We start from the raw sequence: 23,646 nt of genomic DNA, 5'->3' as shown, positions 1-23,646 counted from the left end.
CGGAGACCCGGAGCGCGGCGGCGGTTCGGACAACGAACAGCCTGCCATCAGCAGGCTGCCCGTAATCGCAAGAGCAGTTCGCAAGCGCATCAGGCGCGGTAGTTCGGCGGCTCTTTGGTGATCGTCACGTCGTGGACGTGGCTCTCACGCTGGCCGGCGCCGCTGATCTTCACGAACTTGGGCTTGCTGCGCATGTCTTCGATGGTGGCGCAGCCCACGTAGCCCATGGTGGCGCGCAGGCCGCCCATCAGCTGGTGGATGATGCCACCCACCGGGCCGCGGTACGGCACGCGGCCTTCGATGCCTTCCGGCACCAGCTTGTCGGCGGTAGCGGCGTCCTGGAAGTAGCGGTCCTTCGACCCCTTCTCCATGGCAGCCAGCGAACCCATGCCGCGGTAGCTCTTGTACGAACGGCCCTGGTACAGCTCGGTCTCGCCCGGCGATTCCTCGGTACCGGCCAGCAGGCCACCGACCATGATGGTCGAGGCACCGGCGGCCAGCGCCTTGCCGATGTCGCCCGAGTAGCGGATGCCACCGTCGGCGATCAGCGGGATGCGGTCCTGCAGGGCCTCGGCCACCAGATCAATCGCGGTGACCTGCGGCACGCCAACGCCGGCGACGACGCGGGTGGTGCAGATCGAGCCCGGGCCGATGCCGACCTTCACTGCGTCCGCGCCGCTGTCCAGCAGCGCCAGTGCGGCTTCGCCGGTGCAGATGTTGCCACCGATGACCTGCACGTTCGGGAAGTTCTTCTTGACCCAGCTGACGCGGTCCAGCACGCCCTGCGAGTGGCCGTGCGCGGTATCAACCACGATCACGTCCACGCCGGCGGCGACCAGCGCTTCCACGCGGCGATCGGTATCGCCACCCACGCCGACGGCAGCCCCGACCAGCAGGCGGGTCGACAGATCCTTGGCGGCGTTCGGGAAGTCGGTGTTCTTCTGGATGTCCTTGACGGTGATCAGGCCACGCAGTTCGAACGAATCATTGACCACCAGCACCTTTTCGATGCGGTTGCGGTGCAGCAGCTGCAGCACTTCGTCAGACGCGGCGCCTTCCTTGACCGTGATCAGGCGATCCTTCTTGGTCATGATGTGGCGGACCGGATCGTCCAGCTCGGTCTCGAAGCGCATGTCGCGGTGGGTCACGATGCCGGCCAGCAGGCCGTCGCTGCCCACCACCGGCACGCCGGAGATGTTGTGCGCCTGGGTCAGGGCCAGCACGTCGCGGATGGTGGTTTCCGGGCCGACGGTGATCGGGTCGCGGATGACACCGGCCTCGAACTTCTTGACCTTGGCCACTTCCGCGGCCTGCTGTTCCAGGCTGAGATTCTTGTGGATGATGCCCATGCCGCCGAGCTGGGCCATGGCGATGGCCAGGCGGGCTTCGGTGACGGTATCCATGGCTGCGGACAGGATCGGAAGCTTCAGCTTCAGGTCGCGAGTCAACCGCGTTTCGAGGTTGACGTCCTTGGGCAGGATGGTCGAATGGGCGGGGACGAGCGAGACGTCGTCGTAAGTGAGTGCTTCAGCCTGGATGCGCAGCATCGGCATACCCGAGATGTGGGGAAGCGCGACATTTTACCCTGTTTTCGCGCCCTGTGGCAGGGGGTAGATGCGACGCAGTGTCGCGCGGGCGGTGGTTGGTTCAGGGGGGGGGGGGCTGCAACCTGCTCTCAGGGTCTGGAACCTGCCCTCGGTGGGTGCGGACCGTTGGTCCGCCCTGGAACTGCCTTTGGTAGGTGCCAACCTTGGTTGGCACGATCCGTCCGGCACCGGTGCCCCAGATGGGCCGATGGCCCCGATGGATGTGCGCCAACCAAGGTTGGCACCTACCAGGAGCGGGTCATGGGCCTGCCTTTGGTGGGTGCGGACCGTTGGTCCGCACTACCCTTCAGACACCTGTGCCCCAGCATTGTGCCGACCAACGGTCGGCCCCCACCAGCAGCACATCTCGTGAGCAGACCCAAGGGCCAGATCCAGCCGCTTTAGGTGGGTGCGGACCGTTGGTCCGCACTCTCTCTCAGACACCAGTGCCCCAGCAGGAGCCCCACCCCTCTGGCATTGTGCCGACCAACGGTCGGCCCCCACCAGCAGCACATCTCGTGAGCAGACCCAAGGGCCAGATCCAGCCGCTTTAGGTGGGTGCGGACCGTTGGTCCGCACTCTCTCTCAGACACCAGTGCCCCAGCAGGAGCCCCACCCCTCTGGCATTGTGCCGACCAACGGTCGGCACCCACCAGCAGCACATCTCGCGAGCAGACCCAAGGGCCAGATCCAGCCGCTTTAGGTGGGTGCGGACCGTTGGTCCGCACTCTCTCTCAGACACCAGTGCCCCAGCAGGAGCCCCGCCCCTCTGGCATTGTGCCGACCAACGGTCGGCCCCCACCAGCAGCACATCTCGCGAGCAGACCCAAGGGCCAGATCCAGCCGCTTTAGGTGGGTGCGGACCGTTGGTCCGCACACTCTCTCAGACACCAGTGCCCCAGCAGGAGCCCCGCCCCTCTGGCATTGTGCCGACCAACGGTCGGCACCCACCAGCAGCACATCTCGCGAGCAGACCCAAGGGCCAGATCCAGCCGCTTTAGGTGGGTGCGGACCGTTGGTCCGCACTCTCTCTCAGACACCAGTGCCCCAGCAGGAGCCCCACCCCTCTGGCATTGTGCCGACCAACGGTCGGCACTCACCAGCAGCACATCTCGCGAGCAGACCCAAGGGCCAAATCCAGCCGCTTTAGGTGGGTGCGGACCGTTGGTCCGCACTAACCCTCAGACACCTGAGACCAGCCCCAGGTGCGCTCAGCTCAGCGCTTCCGCCGCTTCCAAGGTGTTCTGCATCAACGTGGCCACGGTCATCGGGCCCACGCCACCCGGCACCGGGGTGATCCAGCTCGCCCGCTGGGCAGCCGCTTCAAACCCGACATCACCCACCAGCCGGCCGTCATCCAACCGGTTGATGCCCACATCGATCACCACCGCGCCCGGCTTCACCCACTCGCCCGGCACGATGCCCGGGCGGCCGACCGCCACCACCAGGATGTCGGCGTTGCGCACGGCCTGTTCCAGCACGTCCTTGGGGGTGAACTTATGGCAGCTGGTCACGGTGCAGCCGGCAATCAGCAGCTCCAGGCCCATCGGGCGACCGACGTGGTTGCTGACGCCCACGATGGTGGCGTTGCGGCCTCGCACCGGCTGATCGGTGTGGCCCAGCAGCGTGGTGATGCCGCGCGGGGTGCACGGGCGCAGGCCGAACTCGCGCAGGGCCAGGTGGCCGACGTTTTCCGGGTGGAAACCATCCACGTCCTTGCGCGGGTCGATGCGCTGGATCAGCCGGCGCGCGTCGGGGATGCCGGGCAGCGGCAGCTGGATCAGGATGCCGTTGATCTTCGGATCGGCGTTGAGCTGGTCGATCAGGTCGAGCAGCTCGGCTTCGGTGGTACCGGCCGGCAGGTCGTAGTCATGTGCCTCGATGCCGACCTTCTCGGCGGCACGGCGCTTGTTGCGCACGTACACGGTCGAGGCCGGGTCACCACCGACCAGCACCACGGCCAGGCCCGGGCGGCTGCCACCGGCGGCCACGCGCGCGTCGACGCGCACCTTCAGGCTGTCGAGCAGGTCCTCGGCGATACGGCGACCATCAAGGATGCGGGCAGGAAGCTGGGGGGCGGAATCGGTCATCGGGAGCGGGCGTGGGGCGGCGGGGACGCTATTGTCCCCGATTCAGGCCCCCTCGCCCACCGCTACGCGTCGACACCGCGCACCGGTAGTGCCGGCCGCTGGCCGGCAACCTCGTGACGTCGGAACGTTTCCGTATCTGCCGGCCAGCGGCCGGCACTACCGGGGCTACTCTTCCTCCTCCGGCACATCCTGCGGGTTCAGCGTCTTGCTCTCCCGCTTCGGCGCAGTAAACGGCGTCGGCGTCGGTACGCCCTGCGGGCTGTTGCCGTAGATCATCCGGGCGCCGGCATTCAAACCGCCACCTGCAATCTCCAGCTCGAAGCGTTCGGCATCGCGACGGCGGATCTGCTCGGCAATCTCGATCGCATCGTCCTCGTCCGCACCCAGCTCCACCAGCGCGGCCTGGCCGAACAGCACCGCCGATTCAAACGTTTCACGAATCTGGAAATCGACCCCGGCATGGATCAGCCGCAGCGAATGCTCGCGGTCGAACGAACGCACCATCAGCTTGGCCTGCGGGAATTCATGCGCCACCAGTTCCACGATGCGGTCAGCGGCCTCGGCCTTGTCCACGCACACCGCAATCGCACGCGCAGTCGCTGCACCGGAGGCATGCAATACATCCAGACGCGTGCCATCTCCGTAATAGATCTTGAAACCGAAGCGCGCCGCGCTCTGGATCATCTCCACGTCGTTGTCGATGATGGTCACGTCCACGTCGCGCGCCAGCAGCGACTGGCTGGCGACCTGGCCGAAGCGGCCGAAGCCGATCAGCAACACGCTGCCGGACAGGCCATCGGCCTCGTCCACGCCATCCATGTTCACCGTCGGCTTCGGCGCGATGCGCTTGTAGACCAGCACCACCAGCGGGGTCAGCGCCATCGACAGCACCACCACGGCGGTGAAGTTGGCATTGATCTCCAGGTCGATCACGCCGGCCGATGCGGCGGCGGAGAACAGCACGAAGGCGAACTCGCCGCCCTGCGCCATCAGCACGCCACGGTCCAGCGCCTGCGCGTGGTCGCTGCCCATCACGCGCGCCACCACGTAGATGCACAGCGCCTTGGCCGCCATCAACGCCAGCACCAGGCCGAGGATCAGCTGCCAGTGCGCGGCCACCACGCTCAGGTCCAGCGCCATGCCGACGCTGAGGAAGAACAGGCCGAGCAGGATGCCGCGGAACGGCTCGATGTCCGCTTCAATCTGGTGCCGGAAGGTCGACTCGCTCAGCAGCACACCGGCGAGGAACGCGCCCATCGCCATCGACAGACCGGACAACTGCATCAGCAGCGCCGCGCCCAGCACCACCAGCAGCGCGGCGGCGGTCATCACCTCGCGCGCCTTCGACTCGGCCAGCACGCGGAACAGCGGGTTGAGCAGGAAGCGGCCGACCAGCACCAGGCCGACGATGGCACCCACACCGATCGCCACCGAGAGCCAGCGCGAACCCTCGCCATCGGCGCTGCCCGCGCTCGGCCCCATCCACGCCACCAAGGCCAGCAACGGCACGATCAGCAGGTCTTCGAACAGCAGGATGGAGACGATCTTCTGCCCCGACGGCAGCGCGATGTCACCGCGCTCGGCCAGCAGCTGCATCACCACCGCGGTGGAGGTGAGCACGAAACCGGTAGCGCCGATGAAGGCCACCTGCCATGGCAGGCCGAACAGCTTGGCGATGCTGGTCAGCACCACCGCACAGGTGACGATCTGCAGCGTGCCCAGCCCGAAGATTTCCTTGCGCAGGCTCCACAGGTGCGAGGGCCGCATCTCCAGGCCGATCACGAACAGGAACATCACCACGCCGAGCTCGGCGGTATGCAGGATCGCCTGGGGGTCGGAGAACCAGCCCAGCCCGAACGGCCCGATCGCCAGGCCAGCAGCGAAGTAGCCCAGCACCGAGCCCAGGCCGGCCCGGCGGAACAGGGGCACCATCACCACCGCCGCGCCCAACAGGGCGACGACCTTGACCAGCTCGCTGGTCGCTGCTTCTACCGCCATGCGGTGTTTTCCCCAAGATCCAGAATCGGATTCAACAATAGAGCAATGCCGATGACGGCAATAGCACGCATGTTGCGTCGGATTGTCCTGGAGGTGGAACGATGCCAGGAGCGACCCCCAGCATCATCCCGAAACCCGATACATCCATCCACGCATGGCGTGGATCTACCGAAGCATTAGTAGATCCACGCCATGCGTGGATGACGCCTCGCCGGGTTCACCCACCCCGGCAAAACGCCGCGTAATCGATATACCCCGGGAACGGCACGCCGGGCGCACACACCGGGCAGTGCGGGTCCGGCCGGATGCCGGTCTCGCGGAAGCGCATGCCCAGCGCATCAAAGCGCAGCAGGCGCCCCACCAGCGGCTCGCCGATACCCAGCAGCAGCTTCAGCACCTCGGTGGCCTGCAGCACGCCGGCCAATCCCGGCAGCACACCCAGCACACCGGCCTCGGAGCAGTTCGGCGCGAACTCCGGCGGCGGCGGCTCCGGGAACAGGCAGCGGTAGCACGGCGCCACGCCACGCTGGCGGCCGGCGTCAAACACGCTTACCTGGCCGTCAAAGCGCTCGATGGCGGCATACACCAGTGGCTTGGCGTGCTTGATGCAGGCGTCATTGAGCAGGTAGCGCAGCGGAAAGTTGTCCGACCCATCCAGCACCACGTCCACGCCCTCCAGCAGCGCATCCACGTTCTCGGACGTGACCCGCTCCGGCACCGCCTCGACCTCGATCGACGGGTTCAGCGCCAGCAGCCGCTCGCGCGCGGAATCAACCTTGAGCTGGCCGACGCTGGCCTCGGTATGCACGATCTGCCGGTGCAGGTTGCTACGCTCCACGCGGTCATGGTCGGCGAAGCGCAGATGCCCTACCCCAGCGGCGGCCAGATAGAAGCCGGCCGGTGCGCCCAGGCCACCTGCACCCAGCACCAGCACGCGTGATTGCTGCAGACGCCGCTGGCCGGCCTCGCCCACCTGCGGCAGCAGCAGGTGCCGCGAATAGCGGTCGTAGAAGTCGCGGTCGGCAGCACTGGCCAGCGGCTGCACCAGCGGCAGCGACTGCTCGCGCCAGGCCACGGTACCGCCCGTCACGGAAGCGACGCGGGTGTACCCGGCCTCCAACAGGAACTGCGCGGCATCGGCCGAGCGCTTGCCGCTCTGGCAGATCAGCAGGACTTCCTGGTCGTGTCGCGGCAGATGCGCGGCCGGATCGGCCTGCAGCTCGCCCTTGGCCACGCCGCGCGCGCCCTCGGCCATTCCGCCGGCCCGTTCATGCGCCTCGCGCACATCGATCAGCACGGCGCCGTGGGCCAGGCGCTCGCGTGCCTGCGCGGGGGAAAGCTCTTGGATGCTCATGGCCGCATTATCGCGCAGACACCTGCGCCGCGCCTTGCCCCGAACATGGCACCATGCAGGCGTTGCCCCCTGCATCCCGGAACCGCTGCATGCGCTCTGCCACCGAATTCTGGCGTGACCCGCGCATGCCCTTCGTCGAAAGCCGACGGGCCTGCGACAGCCGCGCCTGCCATCGCCCGCACAGCCATGACACCTTCTCGATCGGCGCCGTGGACGCCGGCAGCAGCCTGTTCACCGGTGCTGTGGAAGGACCGCGCCTGCTGCAGCCCGGCAGCCTGGTCGGCGTACCTGCAGGCCGCGTGCACGCCTGCAACCCCCTGCCCGGCCAGGTCTGGAGCTACCAGATGCTGCATCTGGACGCGCGCTGGATGGCCGAGGTCCGCGCCGAGTATGACGACCTGCCCGAACCCGACTGGCAGCAGGAACCGATCCGGATTTCCAACCATCGCCCGCGCTACCAGCAGTACTGCCAGCTCAACCAGACGCTGTTCTCCGACGATCCGGTCAGCGTCAAGGAAGCTGTCCTGATCGCGTTCGTCGGTGATCTGGATGAACACGATGGTGTAGCCGTCACCGGCCCGCCCGAAGATGCCGCATTACAGCAGCGGCTGCAGCCGGTGATGGACATTCTGCGCCAGCGGCTCGAACACACCCCGGCCCTGCAGGAGCTGGCATCGCTGGCAGGCATGAGCCGCTACCAGCTGATCCGCGCCTTCCGGCGTGCCACGGGCCTGACCCCTCACGCCTGGCAGATCGACCAGCGCATCCAGGAGGCCCGGCGGCGGCTGTGCGAAGGGCAGGCCCTGGCCGTGGTCGCCCATGCATTGGGGTTCGCCGACCAGAGCCATTTCCAGCGGGTCTTCAAGGCCCACGCCGGTGCGACCCCGGGCCAGTACCGGCGCTGAGCCTGCAATAACGTTCAATACCATCGCGCGGCGCATCCCCACACTGGCGCCCCCGCCAGCCGCCGCCGGACCCGATGGAACAGTTCCTGGTCATCGCCACCGTACATTTTCTCGCCCTGCTCTCACCCGGCCCCGACTTCTTCCTTGTTGCGCGCACTGCGATCACCTCTGGCTGGCGCACCGCCAGTGGCGCCTGCGCAGGCATCGCCCTCGGAAATGGCGTCTTCATCGTGGCCGCTTTCACCGGAATGGCCATGCTGCGCGCAGGCAGCGCAGGGTTCATTGCGGTGCAGTTGGCGGGCTGCGGGTTCCTGCTGTACCTCGGCACGTTGTTCCTGCGCCATGCGGGTTCGACGACGCTGCAGGCATCTGCCGCTCCCCCCGGATCGCCAGCGGGTGGTGCCCATGGATGGTGGAAGGCGGCAGGGCTGGGTGCCCTGTCTGCGCTGCTGAATCCGAAGAATGCGCTGTTCTACGCAACGTTGGCGGCAATGCTCAACGGTCCGCAGGCCAGCACCGCAACGAAGTTCTTCTATGGCGCGTGGATGTTCGGCATCGTCCTGCTCTGGGATCTGCTGGTAGCCGCGCTGGTCGGCCACCCGTGGGTGCTGGGCCGATTCGCACGCGCCCTGCCCTGGCTGGAGCGCGCCGCAGGGCTCCTGATGATGGCGCTGGCGCTGTGGATCGTCGTGTCGCTGTGGGTGGGCTGATGCCGGCGATTCGCGCCTGTCGCAATAGCGTTCAATACGGCGCGTCCGCACCAGCCCACACTCGGCACTTTCTGTAGGTCGGTGGCAGGTTTACGTGCAGCAGTTCTTCATCGTCGCGATGCTGTACGGCTTCGCCATGCTCCTGCCTGCTTCCAATCACGCGAAGATACTGCGCACCGCGATGGGCGCAGGCGGGCACGCTGCCATGGCCGCGTCGTTCGGTATCGCCACCGGTACGGGCGTCATCTGCGCCACGGCTTTCGTTGCAGCGGCCATGCTGGGAAACCGCGGCCTGTGGACGCTGGCGATGCAGTGCGCGGGCTGCCTCCTGCTGCTGCGCCTGGCGGGCATGTGCCTGCGCGACGCCGGCCTGACCACGCTCTCCCCACTGTTCCCGCCATTGCGCCAGGGCCCGAGCGTACGCTCCCGCTGGTCGTACGCCCAGGCAGGATGCCTGCTGGCGCTCGCCAGCATCGACAACTGGATGCTGCAGTTCGCGATTGCAGCCCTGGTAGCCGGCCTCGCGGGCGACATTGGCACCACGGCCGCTTACGCGGCCTGCCTGAGCGGCGTCGCGCTGTCGCTCGGCCTGCTGATGGCCTGGCTCGGCAGCCACCCTAGCTGGGCACAGCGCTGTTGCCGATTACTGCCATGGCTGGAGCATGCTGCGGGCCTGGTCATCGGAGCAGTGTCGGTGGCGTACCTGGCAGGGGCACTGGGTACGACCCTGGTCTGGGCAAGCATTACCGGGCAGGCACGGCTGCCGGAATCGATGGCCGCACCCCACAGCATCCCATGCGCGTTGCCGCATTGCCGCGCACGTCGCGGCGGTCCGCCCTGATCGAGATCCGCAGACGCGGGGGTCGTGCCGACCGCTGGCCGGCAACCTCGTGAACACACCAGGCATCATCGGCTTGCCGGCCAGCGGCCGGCACTACCACAAACGAGAAAGGCGGCCCTCAGGCCGCCCTTTTCTGCATCACTTGCCATGAGGGTGCACCTGCCCAAGGGAATCATTACCTTGGAAAGGCTCGAACCTGGTCATCAGCGCATGACCTATCTGGACCGCTGCCCTCGGGTGACACGAAGGACCTTGAAGGACCGGGTCGAACTCCTGACTTGCACGATATCTGCTTGCCGGCCAGGGCTATCCGCCAGGTTCGCTTACTGAGCTGTGCCAAACCCACTAGCGGGTTGTCAATTTCGGCAGGGATAGGGGGCGCTGCTCCGACTCGCTATACGGCGCTCAATATTTTTGACAGGGCCAAGATCGTCTTCCTTCTCTTTTCTTCGATCGGAGATATCAACTTGGCATGCACATCATCTGTCTTTAGCATTTCAAGAATGGCCGCGATATTGGAGTGCCTTTCAATGAAGGGGATCAACCACTCGTCGCAAGCAGCCACTATTTCAGATGCGACTCGACCAACGTCGTCATGGGATGAAACGATCCATCGCCGTTGCCCTTCTTCAGTCAAATTGCCAAGCTCGCACCCGATGGTTGCAGAGTTCTTTCGATCTTTATCAGTTATCAATCTATCGTTCTTATCTTGGATCATGTCTTGCACAGCATCGATTCGGATTGCCGCGCTGACCACAACATCAAAGTCGACTTGCGCATGACGCACAAAAGCAAGATGAATAGATGCCCATCCGAAGGATCTAGCCAGCCGGAACGACTGGCCTACCGGCCTTGAGCCGAAACCACGTTTATTGAGCAAGGATCCGACTTCAGCAAGAAGTTCCTTCTCCAGAACAATGAGACTATTCATTTATTGGGATACCTTCGTTCAACGGTTTCAATGATCATTCGCTGACCCCGTAGTGCCTCTGGCGCATTCTTGCCGGTCAGTACTGCGCCTTCCGTAGCCATCTTTGCGTCCTTTGTTAGCTGAGCTGAATTGCGAACGCCATTCCCTGCCTTGACCTCGATGCCCATCACTTTCCCGGAAGGCGTTTCAACCAAATGATCGATAACTCGCAACCCTGAAGATGTCCTTGCTCCTACTTGGCTACCCAGAATTTTATTTCCTTCCGCAACAAGCTCTTTTGCGGCAAGTCTTTCTGCAGCTTTTCCCACTGCTTGATTGGCACCAACGCCAGTCACTCCTGCCGCCGCCCCCACCTCACCCACTATAGCGGTCGTGGTCGCAGGGTTGGCCATTGCGGCCATACCCACTTCCCATACCACTGGCGCCGCCATGGCCGCCGCCACAATTGCGGCTGGAACCGTAAAGCCCGGATGATCAAAGGCCTGCGGCTCCTTGGCAAATGCGTCACCAAATCGATCACAGGATGGGCATCTTCCATCAGGGTCATCGAAAGTGTAGGGGTTGTTGAATGCATACGCATAGCGATTGAACAGGCGCATATCGCCCTTGCCTTGGGCGGTCACGGGATCAACAGACAGGAACGCTCCTAACTGAGGGTCCATGTACCGCTGCTGCATGTAGCTCAAGCCCGTTGCAGCATCACTCACATGCCCGGTATAGCCCGGTCCATCAGTCACTTCCCCGCCAACGACGGCTCCATAGGGCTCATAGGCGTATCGCTTGATGACGTTGCCGGATGCATCGGTCTCGGCCACCGGCGAGCCCAAGGCATCGGTGTGGATATAGGTGACCGTTTGTGCTGTCGCGGTCCCTACAAACGTCACCACAGCCATGGCGATGGCAGCCAGCCACTTGGGTACCTGCTTTGTCTTCCGTGTGTTCATATCCACCTCAGTTCGACCAGGCCGAGCACGCCTGCGCATTGCAGGCACGCACCTTGTAGCCTCCCTGGCAGCGTGTATCGAGGTCGTACCCGATGCCATCCGCCCTATAGGTCGCGCCGCCGCTGCTTGAACGCATGTTGTAGTAGGTGGCACCCGGCGACGCATTCCAGATGACCGAGCAGATGTTTGGACCGCTCTTTACGATCCTCACGCCCGTGGGTACGGCCGGCGCACTGGAAATCGAAACCAGGCCAGCAGCGGAACTTGGGCTGCAGCCCGCAGGATTGCAGGCACGGCCACGGTAGTAGAAGTTGCCTCCACCGCCCTTGCTGAGGGAAACGGCTCGATCCCCCGCAATCAGCGTCCAGTTGGCGCCGTCAGTACTTTCGTCGATTTCATAGCGCGTCGCGTCCGCCACTTCCAGCAGGGAGATCGAGTAAGCCGCGCCGATTCCCACCCCGTCCGGCACGCGCAGAACCGGGGTGGCCGGAGGGCCAATCACGCGCACGCCCGCTACCGCTGACCACGGTCCGCAACCGGCGACATTGCAGCCACGCACCTGGTAGTCCCACTGCCCCGGCCAGCGGCCGCCTCGGGCCACGGCGGTCGCACCGTCTTCCTGGGCGAGTCCGAAGCCACCGCCGTTAAGCTGTTCCATCAACTGGTAACTCGTCGCGGTGGGGATTGCGCCCCACCACATGCTCACGGTTGAACTGTAGCTCACACCGCCGAGATTGATTCCCGTGGCTTGGACCGGTGGCAATGTCACGACGATACCGCCTACGGCGCTTGCCGCGCTGCACCCGGCGTCATTGCATGCAAAGGCACGATAGGCATAACTGCCGGCGATTCGTCCGCTGATGGCCAGTTGATTCCCACTGATCCGGTTGATCTCAGTCCATGCTGCTCCGTTGAATTGTTCTTCAATGCGATAGCTGCTGGCCTGTGCCACGCTCGAAACAGAGACGGCGTAGCTGCCGTTGTAGCTCGCAGCAGGTACCGACAGTGCGGGTACGGATGGGGCATACAGCGCGGTAATCGCCGCTTCGGCCGAATAGACGCCGCAGCCCTGTGGATTGCATGCTTTGACCCGATAGCGATAGGTGCCTGCCGGCTTGCTGGTCACTTGATAGGTGCGGCCAGCACCATCAAAGACCACGCTCCATCCACCACCCAAGGCCTCTTCAAGCACAAAGCGGGCGGCACCCTGCACCGCAGACCAGCTCAGGGAATAGGCTCCGTTGATACCTTGTGCCGGTGCGGTGATCACCGGCGCAGCGGTGGGAGCAAGCTCCACCTGGATGGAGGCTTCCACACCCAAAGCGCCGCAGACAGTGCCATTGCAGGCACGGCCACGATAGCGATAGACGCCGGAGCTTCGCCCGGCCAGCGAAACGTTCAGCGCAGGCCCTTGATAGACAGCCTGCCAGTCACCGCCACTCGACTCCTGCACCTCGTAACGCTGCGCACCGGCAACGGCTGTCCACTGCACCGCAAACGCACCGTCCGCGCTGTAACCCGGAACCGTTACGACCAATGCTGCAGGCGCGATATCCACGGCACGCTTGGCAACGAGGCTGCCGTTGAGCTGGATGTAGTCAAAGCCCTTGGCCTGGCGCTGGTCGTGCTGATAGCGCAGCACGCCATCCTGCCCATAGAGGGAACGAATGTTGCCATTGGTTGCGCTGGCCAAGGTACGACGGCCATGTGCATCGTACTGATAAGCCTCCTTGCCATCGACCTCGCGCAGGCGATTGCCGTAGTCGAACCGGAACGCGACGCCATTGCGGATCTTCAGGTTACCCTGGCTGTCATAGCCAAGCCCGGTCACGGTCGCACCACTGCCGACATCCCGCACGTTCGTCAACCGATTGTTGAAGTCGTACTCAAAGGACTGCCGCCGTGCGCCGACGGTGGCGGTGACGATATTGTCCAGAACGTTGTACGCATAGCTTGCGTTTCCGAAGCTGGCCGCCGTCACCGTGGTCAGACGATCCAGGCCGTCGTAACGCATGTCGCGGTTTCCAGGGGCTGCCGGCAGGCCGTCACTGATGGCCGCCACATTGCCATTGGCATCGTAGTCGTAGCCGTCATCGATGACCTTGCCACCTGCACCACTGTCGGTGCTGCGATCGGGCAGGCCGCGCGCGTTCTGCGTCATCTGATGCACGACGCCGTTGCCATAGGTGAAGCCGCTCATGCCGCCGTTCGCGTAATAGCGCACGTTGGTGGCGAAGGCTCCGGCTCGCGTCGGCTGCCCCAGCGCATTCGGGCCGTAGTCGATCGTCAGGCCGGACGGCTGCACATGGGTTGCCAAAGCGCCATTCGCATCGTAGCCATAGCCCAGCGCCCAGGCCTCGCCACCGTCGTAGGCCACGCTCTCGGACGTGGGCAGTCCACGCAGGTTGTAGGTGTAGTCGTTGGTGGTGATGGCGCCGTTGTTGCGGGTCTGCACACGCTTCACTTTCCCGCCAGGCCAATAGTTCCAGTCCTGATCACCCTGGCCATCCGAGAAGCGCAGCGTCAGCAAGCGATTCATGCTGTCGTAGGTCCGGTCAGCCCGCGAAGGCGACGCATAGGCAGCCTCGCTCTCGCATTGAGGGCCCAGCAACGTCAGGCCCGAGGCAGACCAGAGCAGATTGCCTGCGGCGTCGTAGCCCATGCCGGTTGCACCCGTCTCAGGCTCCATGCTCTTGCACAGGCGCTGGGCGCCGTCATAGACATACTGCCGCCGCACACTGACGCTGCCATCGTAGTTGCGCCGCAGGATCGACAGCGGCTTGCCCAGCGTGTCGCGCTGAATTTCCGTCACCACCCCCTCCGCATGGAGAATCCGGATGGGCGTGTCCTGGCTGGGCTTGCCGTACATCAGGTAGTCGGTGGTGGTGGCAATGCCGCGCGGATTGGTCACCCTTACGCTGCCACCACCGAGCTGCTCGGTCGTAGTGACCAGGCGCCCCAGTTCACTGTCCTGCTCGCTGCGGGTGGGTCGCCCCAGCGCGTCATAACCTGTGTAGGTGCCGGGCAGCGCCGAACGGAAGTCCGATGCGACACGCGTCGGATAAGAGGTAAAAACCGGGCGCCCATTGCTGTCATAGCGGGTCACTGTCTGGCGCAGGGTGCCGCTACGGTCCGCAGCGTCGAACGACTCTTCCAGTACTGGGCGCCACAACCCGTCGTAGTACGTCACCGCGCGTGCATTGCCGGTACTGGACTCGCGCTTCCAGTGGCCTGCTTCCAGCCCGATCTCCGCGCCCGCTACCTGGAAGAACCGCGTCGTTGCAGAATTCCAGGCCACGCTGTCATTGGCAGCCTGGGTCGCGAGCACGATCCGGCCCATTCCGTCGTAATCGAAGTTCCGGCTGGCACCATTGGGCTCCACTGCCGCGCGCACCCAGCCATTGTCGTCGACCTGCAGCGAGGCACTGCTGCCGTCCGGGTATGCAACACTCTGCGGCAGGCCACGCTTCCAGCTGCCCAGCGCAATGGCATTACCCTTGCCATCCGCCACTGAGGCGAGCGTGCCATCCGCGTGATAGCCCAGCGTCTGCTGCAGCACGCCGAAGGCGTAGGTACGCTGCGGGCGCGCCAACGCGTCGAAGTCAGTGCGCTCGGTCTCGATTTCAACGCCGCCAACGCTCTGTGTGCTGCGCGCGACCTGGCCGAGGATCCAACGTCCGGTATCGTCGAAGTACGTGGTCCTCAGCGTCCGCGCGCGGCCCAGCGAATTGCTTTCGGTCTGCACCACCGGCCGCACGTGCGCGTCGAACTGATCGGTCGTATTGATGAAGTTGACGCCATCCTGGCTGAGAACGGACTGCTTCAGAGGGCGGATCTTGACGGCGAAGGGATCATCGGCCGCGGTCATCGAACCGTAGCTGTCCGGGAACGGTCCGGCCTGGACCTCGTCCGAACTCATATAGGTATGGGTGGTGACCTGGACGATCTGTCCGTCCGGAGCGCGCACCGCCTCCTGCAGCAACTGCCCCTCGTTCTCGTCGAATTTTCGTCCGAACACGCTGTGACGACGCGTGCCATCCGGCTCCACGATCGTCGACACTGCGGAATTCGCCAGGCCCGAGTCATATCCGCCCGATTCGTATGTCCAGGTCAGATTGCCCAACCCGGGCCCCGTCAGCGTCTTGCTGGTGATCGCGAAGAGGTCGAACGCATTGGAGGCGCGTTGCGCGTAGCGCCCACCGCCCATGTCTGCGCAAGCGGTACTTTTTACACCCAGCCGGGTGCGGCGCAGGTACTTGAACTCAAACTGTCCACGCGTTCCCGATGGGTGGGTCGCGATCAGGGTGAATCCAGACTGCTCGAACGTGGGCTTGATGCAGAGCTTCGGTTCACCATCCCAGCTCTGATACTCCGGGTTCAGGCCCCCGAATCCGCCGTCCTGCCAGCTGTACTCATAGCCGAAGCGAGCACCATCCGGCTGCTGCACGGCACGCAGCGCGGGCCAGCGTGCGAATCCCATTGCACCGGAGCCCTCGTTGTACTCATAGCTCCAGGTACGGCCATTGGCTGTTGCACTTGCAATACGGTCCCCGGCATAGGCAATGGAGATGGCGCGACCATCACTGCCGCGAATCCCAACCAGCTTGTCGCCCGAATAGTCATAGGCTACCCAGTTGCCGTGGCGATCTTCGACCCGGCTGGCCATCAGCAGAACACGCACCAGCTTGGACCCCATGCCTTGGCCCAGCTCCATGAAACCCGCTGTTCGTTCAATGCCCACATTGAAGAAGTAGCGATTCCCCGAAGCATCCACGCCCAGGAATCCCTCACCGGGATAGCCATTGGCCGTGGATCCCAGGCAACTGAGACGCATATTGCCTCGAGTGCCCCAACGATAGGTTTCACCATTGGTGGGTTTCGGGTTGGAAGCGTTGGCGATCAGCAGCATCTCCTGCTCGCCCTTGTCGGGGACACGCACCTGCACGCCGGTCCATATCTCGAAGCTGCCCACGCCGGTACGTGTCTTGGGGTAGAAGGTCTGCGAGCAACGCTGGGTAGCGCCGTTACCCGACTCGTTCCACTTCCAGATGGAGTCGAAGGTGGCGTGCATGAAAGGGACTTCGATGTCCCAACTGCCGAATCCCCCCAATGGCTGCCGGTCCTTGAAGGACTGCACTGCGAGACGACGCTGCAATCGCACCGGCAGCGCGTTGTTGCCTGGCAGGTCAATGTCGGTAACGACAAATTCTGTCGATCCGGAGCTCGGGCTGATGCTATCCCCGAACAGGCTCGAGGTCAGCGGCGCCAGCCCCTCACCCGTCTTGATCCTCTTGTAGTACTCGGTATGCGGCGTGACCGGACTGCTCGCCCAGGCCCACCCGGATGACATGACCAATGCCGCGCCCAACAACGCCTGCCACTGCCAGATACGCATGGAACATCCCTTTGTCCAAATGCGTCGGCAATCACCAGACGTTCGGCAATCCACCGACGTGTGCTGGCGTCATGTTCCGGCCGAAAAGCAGCTGCGCCGTCCCCTTGCGCCCCCATATACCGGAAGAAGCTGTCAACCAGTGCGATCAGACAGCGGCCCCTATAGCTGGATATTCACATCATCATGACGAGTTGTCTTATAAGAGCATTACGGAAGATGATGTAAGAATTTTCCTACACGCCACCGAAGCCGTCCCCCACTTGCACCAAACGAATGCTTCAACTTCGCTACGGAAAAGCGTCATGAGGCGGAAAGCTGCGGGTCTCACCCGTGCCCTAACGCGGCCTGTTGGGATGGGCCATAGTGCAGACGCTCGATGTGGATTAGGGAAAATCGAAAAGCGCCCTGCAGCGCCAGATTCCCATACCGATCTTGGCTACAGACCTATTGAGCCCAAGCGCTAGGCGGAGACCGGCCGCGAGGGTGTTGCGTCACCGCATCCTTGGAGTCGCTCACTCCTAGCTCGAGTCACCCAGCGCAGAAGACCCTGCCCTGTACAGAAGAACTTGGCCCGAGCCTTTGCTGATTCGCAATGATGGCCCCCGTTTGGATGCCACCTTGGGGCAAGTGCGTCCCCATGGCGACCACAAACGAAAAAGGCGACCCTCAGGCCGCCTTCTCGTGAATCACTTGCCCTTGACGTGCTTCATCAAGCGCCGCTTGGCCTTGACCTGCCGCTCGGTGAGGACGTTCTTCTTGCCCTCGTACGGGTTGGTACCCTCGCGGAAGATGAAGCTCACCGGGGTGCCGATCAGCTTGAAGCGCTTGCGGAAGAAGTTCTCCAGGTAGCGCTTGTACGATTCCTGCAGCTCCTTCAGGCGCGTGCCGTGCACGATGAAGGTCGGCGGGTTGGCCCCGGCCGGATGCACATAACGCAGCTTGGAGACGTGGCCGCGGATGGTCGGCGGCGGGTTGGTCTCGTACGCCACTTCCAGCGCCTTGTTCACTTCGCTGGTGGTGAAGGTCTTGTTCGCCGATTCGTGGGCGCGGTGCACCGCACGGAACAGCTCACGCAGGCCCGAGCCGTGCTTGGCCGAGATGCGCACCGATTCGGCCCACGGCACGAAGCCCAGCTTCAGCGACAGCATGGTTTCCGCCTGCTCGCGCTGGTACTCGGTCAGGCCATCCCACTTGTTGATGGCGATCACCAGCGCGCGGCCGGCGTCGAGCACGGCACCGAGCACGGTGGCGTCCTGGTCGGTCACGCCTTCGGTGGCGTCGAGCATCAGCACGGCCACCTGGCACTGCTCGATCGACTGCATGGTCTTGACCACCGAGAACTTCTCGACGACCTCGTCCACGCGCGAACGACGGCGCAGGCCGGCGGTGTCGATCAGGCGGTACTCACGGCCGTCGCGCTCCAGGTCCACCGCGATCGAGTCGCGGGTGGTACCCGGCACGTCCGAGGCGATCATGCGCTCCTCGCCGAGGATGCGATTGACCAGGGTCGATTTGCCCACGTTCGGGCGGCCGACGAAGGCGATGCGGATGCGGTTCGGGTCGTTGTCCAGCTCTTCGCCGCTGCCTTCTTCCGGCAGGCGCTGGATCACTTCGTCCAGCAGGTCGTCCAGGCCCTGGCGATGCGCGGCCGACACGGTCAGCATCTCGCCGAAGCCGTAACGGGCGAACTCCGAACGCACGGTGTCCTCGTCGGTGCCGTCGATCTTGTTGATCAGCAGCAGCGTCGGGCGCGACAGCTTGCGCAGCCAGGCCAGGATCTCGTCGTCCATCGCCGAGGTACCCTCACGGGCATCGACCACGAACAGGATCAGGTCGGCTTCCGCCGCAGCGGCGCGGGCCTGGCGGGTGGTAGCCCCTGCCAGTCCCTCTTCCTCTTCCGCGATACCGCCGGTGTCGACGACGAGGAAATGATTGTCCTCGTCCAGACGGCAGACACCGTAGTTGCGGTCGCGGGTGACGCCGGGCTGGTCATGGACCAGCGCGTCACGGGTGCGCGTCAGCGCATTGAAAATAGTCGACTTGCCGACATTCGGCCGTCCAACCAGGGCGACCAAAGGCAGCATCGCGATTACTCCAATTTTTAATTTGCCAACCGGAAGGCGGTCAGCTTGCCATCAACGTTCTGCACCAGCAGCACCCCGTCTGCGACGACCGGCTGGGCCAGCAGGGCGTCGCCGCCACTTTTTGCCCGTGCCGCCATTGCACCATCGGACGCCTGCAACCAGTGCACGTATCCCTTGTAGTCGCCGACCACCACGTAGTCGCCGTGCAGCGCCGGGCCGGTCAGCGAACGACGGGCCAGCGCGGTCTGCGACCACATGGCAGCGCCGCTGGCCTTGTCCAGGCCGAACACGCCGCCCTTGTTGTCGGTGACGAACACATTGCCCGACGACACCGCCACGCCACCGGCACCGCCATGGTCGCGCGCCCACAGCGGGCGACCGGTCGGGCCTTCGATGGCCATGGTCTGGTTCTTGAAGCTGCTCACGTAGAGGGTGTTGCCCTCCAGCACCGGAGCACCGTCAACGTCCGCCATGCGCTCCAGCTCGGTGCGGCCTTCGCCGTTGCCGAGGTTCTGTTCCCACAGGGTGCGGCCATCCTGCTGGGCCAGGGCCGCAACCGCGCCCTCGTCCTTGCCGATGAACAGCACGCCCGGGCCGGTCACCACCGGCGCGTTGCCGCGCACGGTCAGCGCCGGCAGTTCGCTCGGGTTGAACCACTTCTGGGTGCCGTTGCCGGCATCGAAGCCGGTGACGCGGCCGTCGTTGCTGCGCACGTAGACCATGCCCTGGGCAACGGCCGGCGCGGCGATGACTTCACCCGGAACACGGGCCCGCCACTTTTCGCTGCCATCGTTGATGTCCAGCGCGATGACCTGGCCATCCAGCGTGCCGATCACGACCAGGTTCTCACCGACACCCGGGCCGCCGGACAGGCGCAGCTTGGCCTTCTTCTTTTCCTTCTTCGGCTCCCAGGTCCAGACCTTCTTGCCGGTCTGCAGGTCGATGGCGTGCACGCCACCGGTGATCGCCGCAGCGAACACGTGGCCGTTGGCCACCGCCGGGCCCTGGCGCACGCCGATGCGGCGCTCGCCCTTGCCGAGGTTGACCGACCAGGCCTTGCTGACCTTCAGGGTCGGCTCGAACTTGACCAGCTCAGCCGGTTCCTGTGCCTTCTTCGCGGCCGCGTCCTTGCCAGCGAACCAGCCCTTCATGGTGCTGCAGCCGGTCAGGGCCATGCCCATCAGGAGCACGGTGGCGACGCGGGTGATCATGACCTTCTGACTCATCAAACCGACTCCGCAGGGGCGGCGACGGTGCCGCCGGCGTCCATAACCTTGGTTTCCAGCAGGCGCCGCTGCGGCGCTGCCACGTCCAGCGTCTTCAGCGCCTTCTCGTACTGTGCACGGGCGTCATCGCGCTTGCCCTGCGCCATCAGCGCATCGCCATGGATTTCCAGGCTGCTGCTGTCGGTGGCGCTGCCCAGCAGCTTGATCGCCTCGTCGCTCTTGCCGGTAGCCACCAGCAGGCGGGCCACACGCTGGTCGACCACGCGCTGCAGGTCACCCTCGACCTTCACATTGCGCAGGGTGGCCAGTGCCTCTTCATTCTTGCCGGCGTCGACCTGGGCCTTGGCCAGCTGCAGCGCCGCGAGGTCGCCGTAGATGCTGGACGGGCCGGCTTCGAGCGCCTTGACCGCCTTGGCGGCGTCGTCAAGCTTGTTCTGCTGCAGGCCCTGCAGGGCCTTCTGGTACTCGACATTGGCCGAGGCCAGCTTGCCGCCCTGATCCTTCTGGTACCACTGCCAGCCGGCAATGGCACCGATGGCGATGACTACGCCACCGAGGATGCTGGCGCCATTCTTCCGCAGCCAGCTGCGGACGCGTTCACTTTGTTCGTGCTCGTCGAGCAGATCGTCGATCGCCATGCGTACTCTCGCCCCGCCCGTTGGGAGGGACCATTGGGATTAATCGAAGGTGGTGAAACCGCGCCTCAGTGCGAAACCGGGACTACGGAGCCTTCAGAGGATACCTGAAAGCGTGCCACGTTGGCTCGCTGGTAGGGGGTCAGATCGACGATAGCGCCGTTCTGCTGAACCTGGACCGCCGAGGCGTTGCCCAGGGTCACCCGGGTCACCTGGCCCGGCGTGAAGCTGCGGGTCTCGCCGGACTTGATCAGCGCCTTCTCGACGGTGCTGCCGTCCGGGCCGCCGATGTCGACCCAGCTGTCGCCGCTGAACTGCATTTCCAGCGCGTTGCCGGCAGCCGCCGGGGCCGGCGCCGGGCGCGGCACCGGGGCCAGCGAGGCCACGTACGGGGTCGCCGCCGGCTTGCTGGCCGGGGCAGTGGTCGCTTCGGCCGGCGCGGCAGCCTCGGCCCCGGCCGCGGACGGTGTGACCGGCACGGCGGCCGGGATCACGTCCAGCGAGGCGGTGCTCGGCGACGGGGTCGCGCTGCCGTCGAAGTGGCCACGGGTGGCGAACCACACCGGCACCGCCAGCACGGCGGTGATGCCGACATACAGCACGCGCCGGCCGAGGTTCTCGGCGATGCGGCGCGCACGCGGGGTATGGGTATGGCTGACCAGGGTGGGCGGAACCACCGGGCCGACCTGGGCCTGTTCCAGCAGCTGGCCCACGTCCACGTCCAGCAGGCGCGCGTAGCTGCGCAGCTGGCCGCGCACGAACACCGGCGCCCCCAGCTTCTGCCATTGTTCCTCTTCCAGCGACTTGACCACCTGGACCGGCATGCGCAGGCGCGAGCCGACATCTTCGAGGGTCAGTCCGGCCGCTTCGCGGGCCTGGCGCAGGCGGGTGCCGCAGCCGGCCGCAGTCTCGAGAGCGCTCACAGTCTGGTCATCAATCACAATGCATCAACCCTGGAGTTAGGAGCCCGCTTCCTGCGGAAATTCCTGTCGAATCCGCTGCAGATAACGATCAGATGCCGCCCGATCGCCCAGCCTCGCTTCGATTTGAGACGCAAGTTGTAACACGGAACGCGTTGCGGGTGCAGCCGCAATCCTACGTTCGGCGAAGGCCCGGGCCTCCATGTAGCGGCCCTGGCGGAAGCTCAGCTGGGCCATCGACTCCAGCGCGACCGGGTCGGCCGGCGCCGCGACGAGGGCCGCACGCAGGTCGCGTTCGGCACGTTCGAGCTGGCCCGCGTCCAGCGCGCAGCTGCCGGCATTGGCCTGCGCCTCGCCCGGAGTGGCATAGCCCGGCGCCTGCAGCGCCCGGTCGAACCAGACCAGCGATTCGGCCGGCTGGCCCTGCTGGCACAGCCAGGCGCCATAGTTGTTGAGCACGTCTCCGCGCTGCGGCGCCAGTTCGGCAGCCTTGCGGAAATTCTCGCCCGCCTGGCGGGTGCGGCCACGACGGTCATCGATGCCGGCCTGCAGCACCAGCGCATCGGGAGCCTCGGGCGCCAGCTTCAGTGCTTCGCGCACCTTGCGCTCGGCGGCGTCGAGATTGCCGACCTGCATGTCGCGGGTCGCCAGGGTCAACAGGTCGCGCCAGCGCACTTCGCGCCGCACGCTTTCCGGGTCACCCACCGAATAGACCGGCGCCTGGCTCGGCCCGAGCTTGGCCTTGGGATGGGATTTGCAGCCGCCGACCGCAACGGCCAGCACGCCTGCGAGAAGCACCAGCCAGAGGCGGTCAGGCCGCGGCATCGCTCCCCTTCCCCGCCTGCAGCGTCTTGTTGAACTCCGCCTGGCGGCGGGTGCGGTCCATCACCTGGCCCTTGAGCTGGCCACAGGCTGCGTCGATGTCGTCGCCACGGGTGCGGCGGACCATGGTCAGCACGTTGCTGTCGAGCAGGATCTTCTGGAAGGCACGGATGTGCGCTTCTTCCGAACGCTCGTAGCGGGTGCCCGGGAACGGGTTGAACGGGATCAGGTTGACCTTGCCCGAATCCTTGGCCTGCACCGCGTTGTCGAACTGGCGCATCAGGCGGGCCAATTCGCGGGCATGCTCGGGCTTGTCGTTGATGCCCTTCATCAGGGTGTATTCGAAGGTGACCGATTCGCGGCGCTTGTTGGCGCGCAGGTAGCGTGCGCACGAGGCCATCAGCTCGGCGATCGGGTACTTCTTGTTGAGCGGCACCAGGGTCTCGCGCAGCGCATCGTTGGGCGCGTGCAGCGACACCGCCAGCGACACGTCGCTTTCGGCGGACAGGCGGTCGATCTGCGGCACCAGGCCGGAGGTCGACAGGGTCACGCGCTTGTTGGCCAGGCCGTAGCCCAGGTCGTCGCGCATCACGCTCATGGCGCGCACGACGTTGTCGAAATTCATCAGCGGCTCGCCCATGCCCATCATCACCACGTTGGTGAGGCGGCGCATCTGGTGCGGCACGTTGCCCAGGTGGCGTGCGGCAACCCACACCTGGCCGATGATCTCGGCAGTGGTCAGGTTGCGGTTGAAGCCCTGGGTGGCGGTGGAGCAGAACGTGCAGTTCAAGCCGCAACCGACCTGCGAGGACACGCACAGCGTGCCGCGGGTCTTGTCGGGGATGTACACGGTCTCGATGGCGTTCTTGCCATCCACGCCCATCGCCAGCAGCCACTTGTGGGTGCCGTCGGCGGAGGGCTTGTCGAACACGATGTTGGGAACCAGCACCTCGGCATGGGCCTGCAGCTTGGCGCGCAGGACCTTGCCGAGGTCGGTCATTTCATCGAAGTCGGTGACGTAGCGATGGTGGATCCACTTCATCACCTGATGGGCACGGAACTTCTTTTCGCCAAGAACCTCGACGAAGAACTTCTCCAGGCCCGCGCGATCGAGGTCGAGCAGGTTCTGCTTGCCAGCCGTGGGTGCCGACTTCGGCAGCGGCTGGATGGCGGGGGACTGTACGACCTCGTTCACGGCATTACTC

General features: G+C 65.0%; 16 protein-coding genes. 3 read left to right on the top strand and 13 right to left on the bottom strand.

The window, feature by feature from the left end; translation table 11 throughout:
- Positions 1-89 precede the first annotated feature (89 nt).
- From guaB to moeB, 4 genes are all read right to left on the bottom strand, one after another.
- Complete coding sequence (guaB, locus tag AB1281_RS07475) at positions 90-1,547, bottom strand: IMP dehydrogenase (RefSeq protein ID WP_005409308.1); 1,458 nt, start codon at positions 1,545-1,547, stop codon at positions 90-92.
- Between the two features lie 1,250 nt (positions 1,548-2,797).
- Entirely contained in the window at positions 2,798-3,676 is an 879-nt protein-coding gene (gene folD, locus AB1281_RS07470; protein ID WP_014036908.1) for a bifunctional methylenetetrahydrofolate dehydrogenase/methenyltetrahydrofolate cyclohydrolase FolD, read from the bottom strand.
- 165 nt (positions 3,677-3,841) lie between these two features.
- Entirely contained in the window at positions 3,842-5,674 is a 1,833-nt protein-coding gene (locus tag AB1281_RS07465) for a monovalent cation:proton antiporter-2 (CPA2) family protein (protein ID WP_087922316.1), read from the bottom strand.
- A 217-nt stretch (positions 5,675-5,891) separates the two neighbouring features.
- A complete protein-coding gene (moeB, locus tag AB1281_RS07460; RefSeq protein WP_430345463.1) occupies positions 5,892-7,028 on the bottom strand; it encodes a molybdopterin-synthase adenylyltransferase MoeB in 1,137 nt (378 codons plus the stop codon).
- 89 nt (positions 7,029-7,117) lie between these two features.
- On the opposite strand from moeB, the gene AB1281_RS07455 reads away from it, so the two are divergent.
- The 3 genes from AB1281_RS07455 to AB1281_RS07445 all read left to right on the top strand — a co-directional run bounded on the left by AB1281_RS07455 (position 7,118) and on the right by AB1281_RS07445 (position 9,484).
- Positions 7,118-7,933 carry a helix-turn-helix domain-containing protein gene (locus tag AB1281_RS07455; protein ID WP_430345462.1) on the top strand — a complete coding sequence of 272 codons (816 nt, stop codon included), beginning with the start codon at positions 7,118-7,120 and terminating at the stop codon, positions 7,931-7,933.
- A 74-nt stretch (positions 7,934-8,007) separates the two neighbouring features.
- Positions 8,008-8,643 carry a LysE family translocator gene (locus AB1281_RS07450; RefSeq protein WP_430345461.1) on the top strand — a complete coding sequence of 212 codons (636 nt, stop codon included), beginning with the start codon at positions 8,008-8,010 and terminating at the stop codon, positions 8,641-8,643.
- Between the two features lie 94 nt (positions 8,644-8,737).
- Positions 8,738-9,484: a lysine transporter LysE gene (locus AB1281_RS07445; RefSeq protein ID WP_430345460.1), complete on the top strand. Its 747-nt coding sequence runs from the start codon at positions 8,738-8,740 to the stop codon at positions 9,482-9,484.
- Positions 9,485-9,878: 394 nt separating this feature from the next.
- On the opposite strand, the gene AB1281_RS07440 is transcribed toward AB1281_RS07445, so the two are convergent.
- The 9 genes from AB1281_RS07440 to rlmN all read right to left on the bottom strand — a co-directional run bounded on the left by AB1281_RS07440 (position 9,879) and on the right by rlmN (position 23,636).
- Positions 9,879-10,415 carry a hypothetical protein gene (locus tag AB1281_RS07440; RefSeq protein ID WP_430345459.1) on the bottom strand — a complete coding sequence of 179 codons (537 nt, stop codon included), beginning with the start codon at positions 10,413-10,415 and terminating at the stop codon, positions 9,879-9,881.
- Positions 10,412-11,359 (bottom strand): RHS repeat-associated core domain-containing protein, encoded by a 948-nt coding sequence (locus AB1281_RS07435; protein WP_430345458.1) that lies wholly within the window; start codon positions 11,357-11,359, stop codon positions 10,412-10,414. Before AB1281_RS07435 ends, AB1281_RS07440 begins: the two co-directional genes overlap by 4 nt.
- Before the next feature lie 7 nt (positions 11,360-11,366).
- Complete coding sequence (locus AB1281_RS07430; protein WP_430345457.1) at positions 11,367-16,754, bottom strand: hypothetical protein; 5,388 nt, start codon at positions 16,752-16,754, stop codon at positions 11,367-11,369.
- Between the two features lie 686 nt (positions 16,755-17,440).
- On the bottom strand, positions 17,441-18,838 hold the full coding sequence (gene der / locus AB1281_RS07425; RefSeq protein ID WP_014036905.1) for a ribosome biogenesis GTPase Der: 1,398 nt from the start codon (positions 18,836-18,838) through the stop codon (positions 17,441-17,443).
- A gap of 17 nt (positions 18,839-18,855) precedes the next feature.
- Positions 18,856-20,064 (bottom strand): outer membrane protein assembly factor BamB, encoded by a 1,209-nt coding sequence (gene bamB, locus AB1281_RS07420; RefSeq protein WP_014036904.1) that lies wholly within the window; start codon positions 20,062-20,064, stop codon positions 18,856-18,858.
- Complete coding sequence (locus AB1281_RS07415; RefSeq protein ID WP_032960761.1) at positions 20,064-20,702, bottom strand: YfgM family protein; 639 nt, start codon at positions 20,700-20,702, stop codon at positions 20,064-20,066. Before AB1281_RS07415 ends, bamB begins: the two co-directional genes overlap by 1 nt.
- A 65-nt stretch (positions 20,703-20,767) precedes the next feature.
- Complete coding sequence (locus tag AB1281_RS07410; protein ID WP_014036902.1) at positions 20,768-21,640, bottom strand: RodZ domain-containing protein; 873 nt, start codon at positions 21,638-21,640, stop codon at positions 20,768-20,770.
- Positions 21,641-21,658: 18 nt separating this feature from the next.
- Positions 21,659-22,444 (bottom strand): type IV pilus biogenesis/stability protein PilW, encoded by a 786-nt coding sequence (pilW, locus tag AB1281_RS07405; RefSeq protein ID WP_430345456.1) that lies wholly within the window; start codon positions 22,442-22,444, stop codon positions 21,659-21,661.
- A complete protein-coding gene (gene rlmN / locus AB1281_RS07400) occupies positions 22,431-23,636 on the bottom strand; it encodes a 23S rRNA (adenine(2503)-C(2))-methyltransferase RlmN (RefSeq protein WP_005409296.1) in 1,206 nt (401 codons plus the stop codon). Before rlmN ends, pilW begins: the two co-directional genes overlap by 14 nt.
- Positions 23,637-23,646 lie beyond the last annotated feature (10 nt).

It is taken from the genome of Stenotrophomonas sp. NRRL B-14846 (genome assembly GCF_050473585.1).
Classification (GTDB): Bacteria; Pseudomonadota; Gammaproteobacteria; order Xanthomonadales; family Xanthomonadaceae; genus Stenotrophomonas.
The sequence above is the reverse complement of the archived record's forward strand: the minus strand, read 5'-3'. Positions and strand labels throughout refer to the sequence as shown.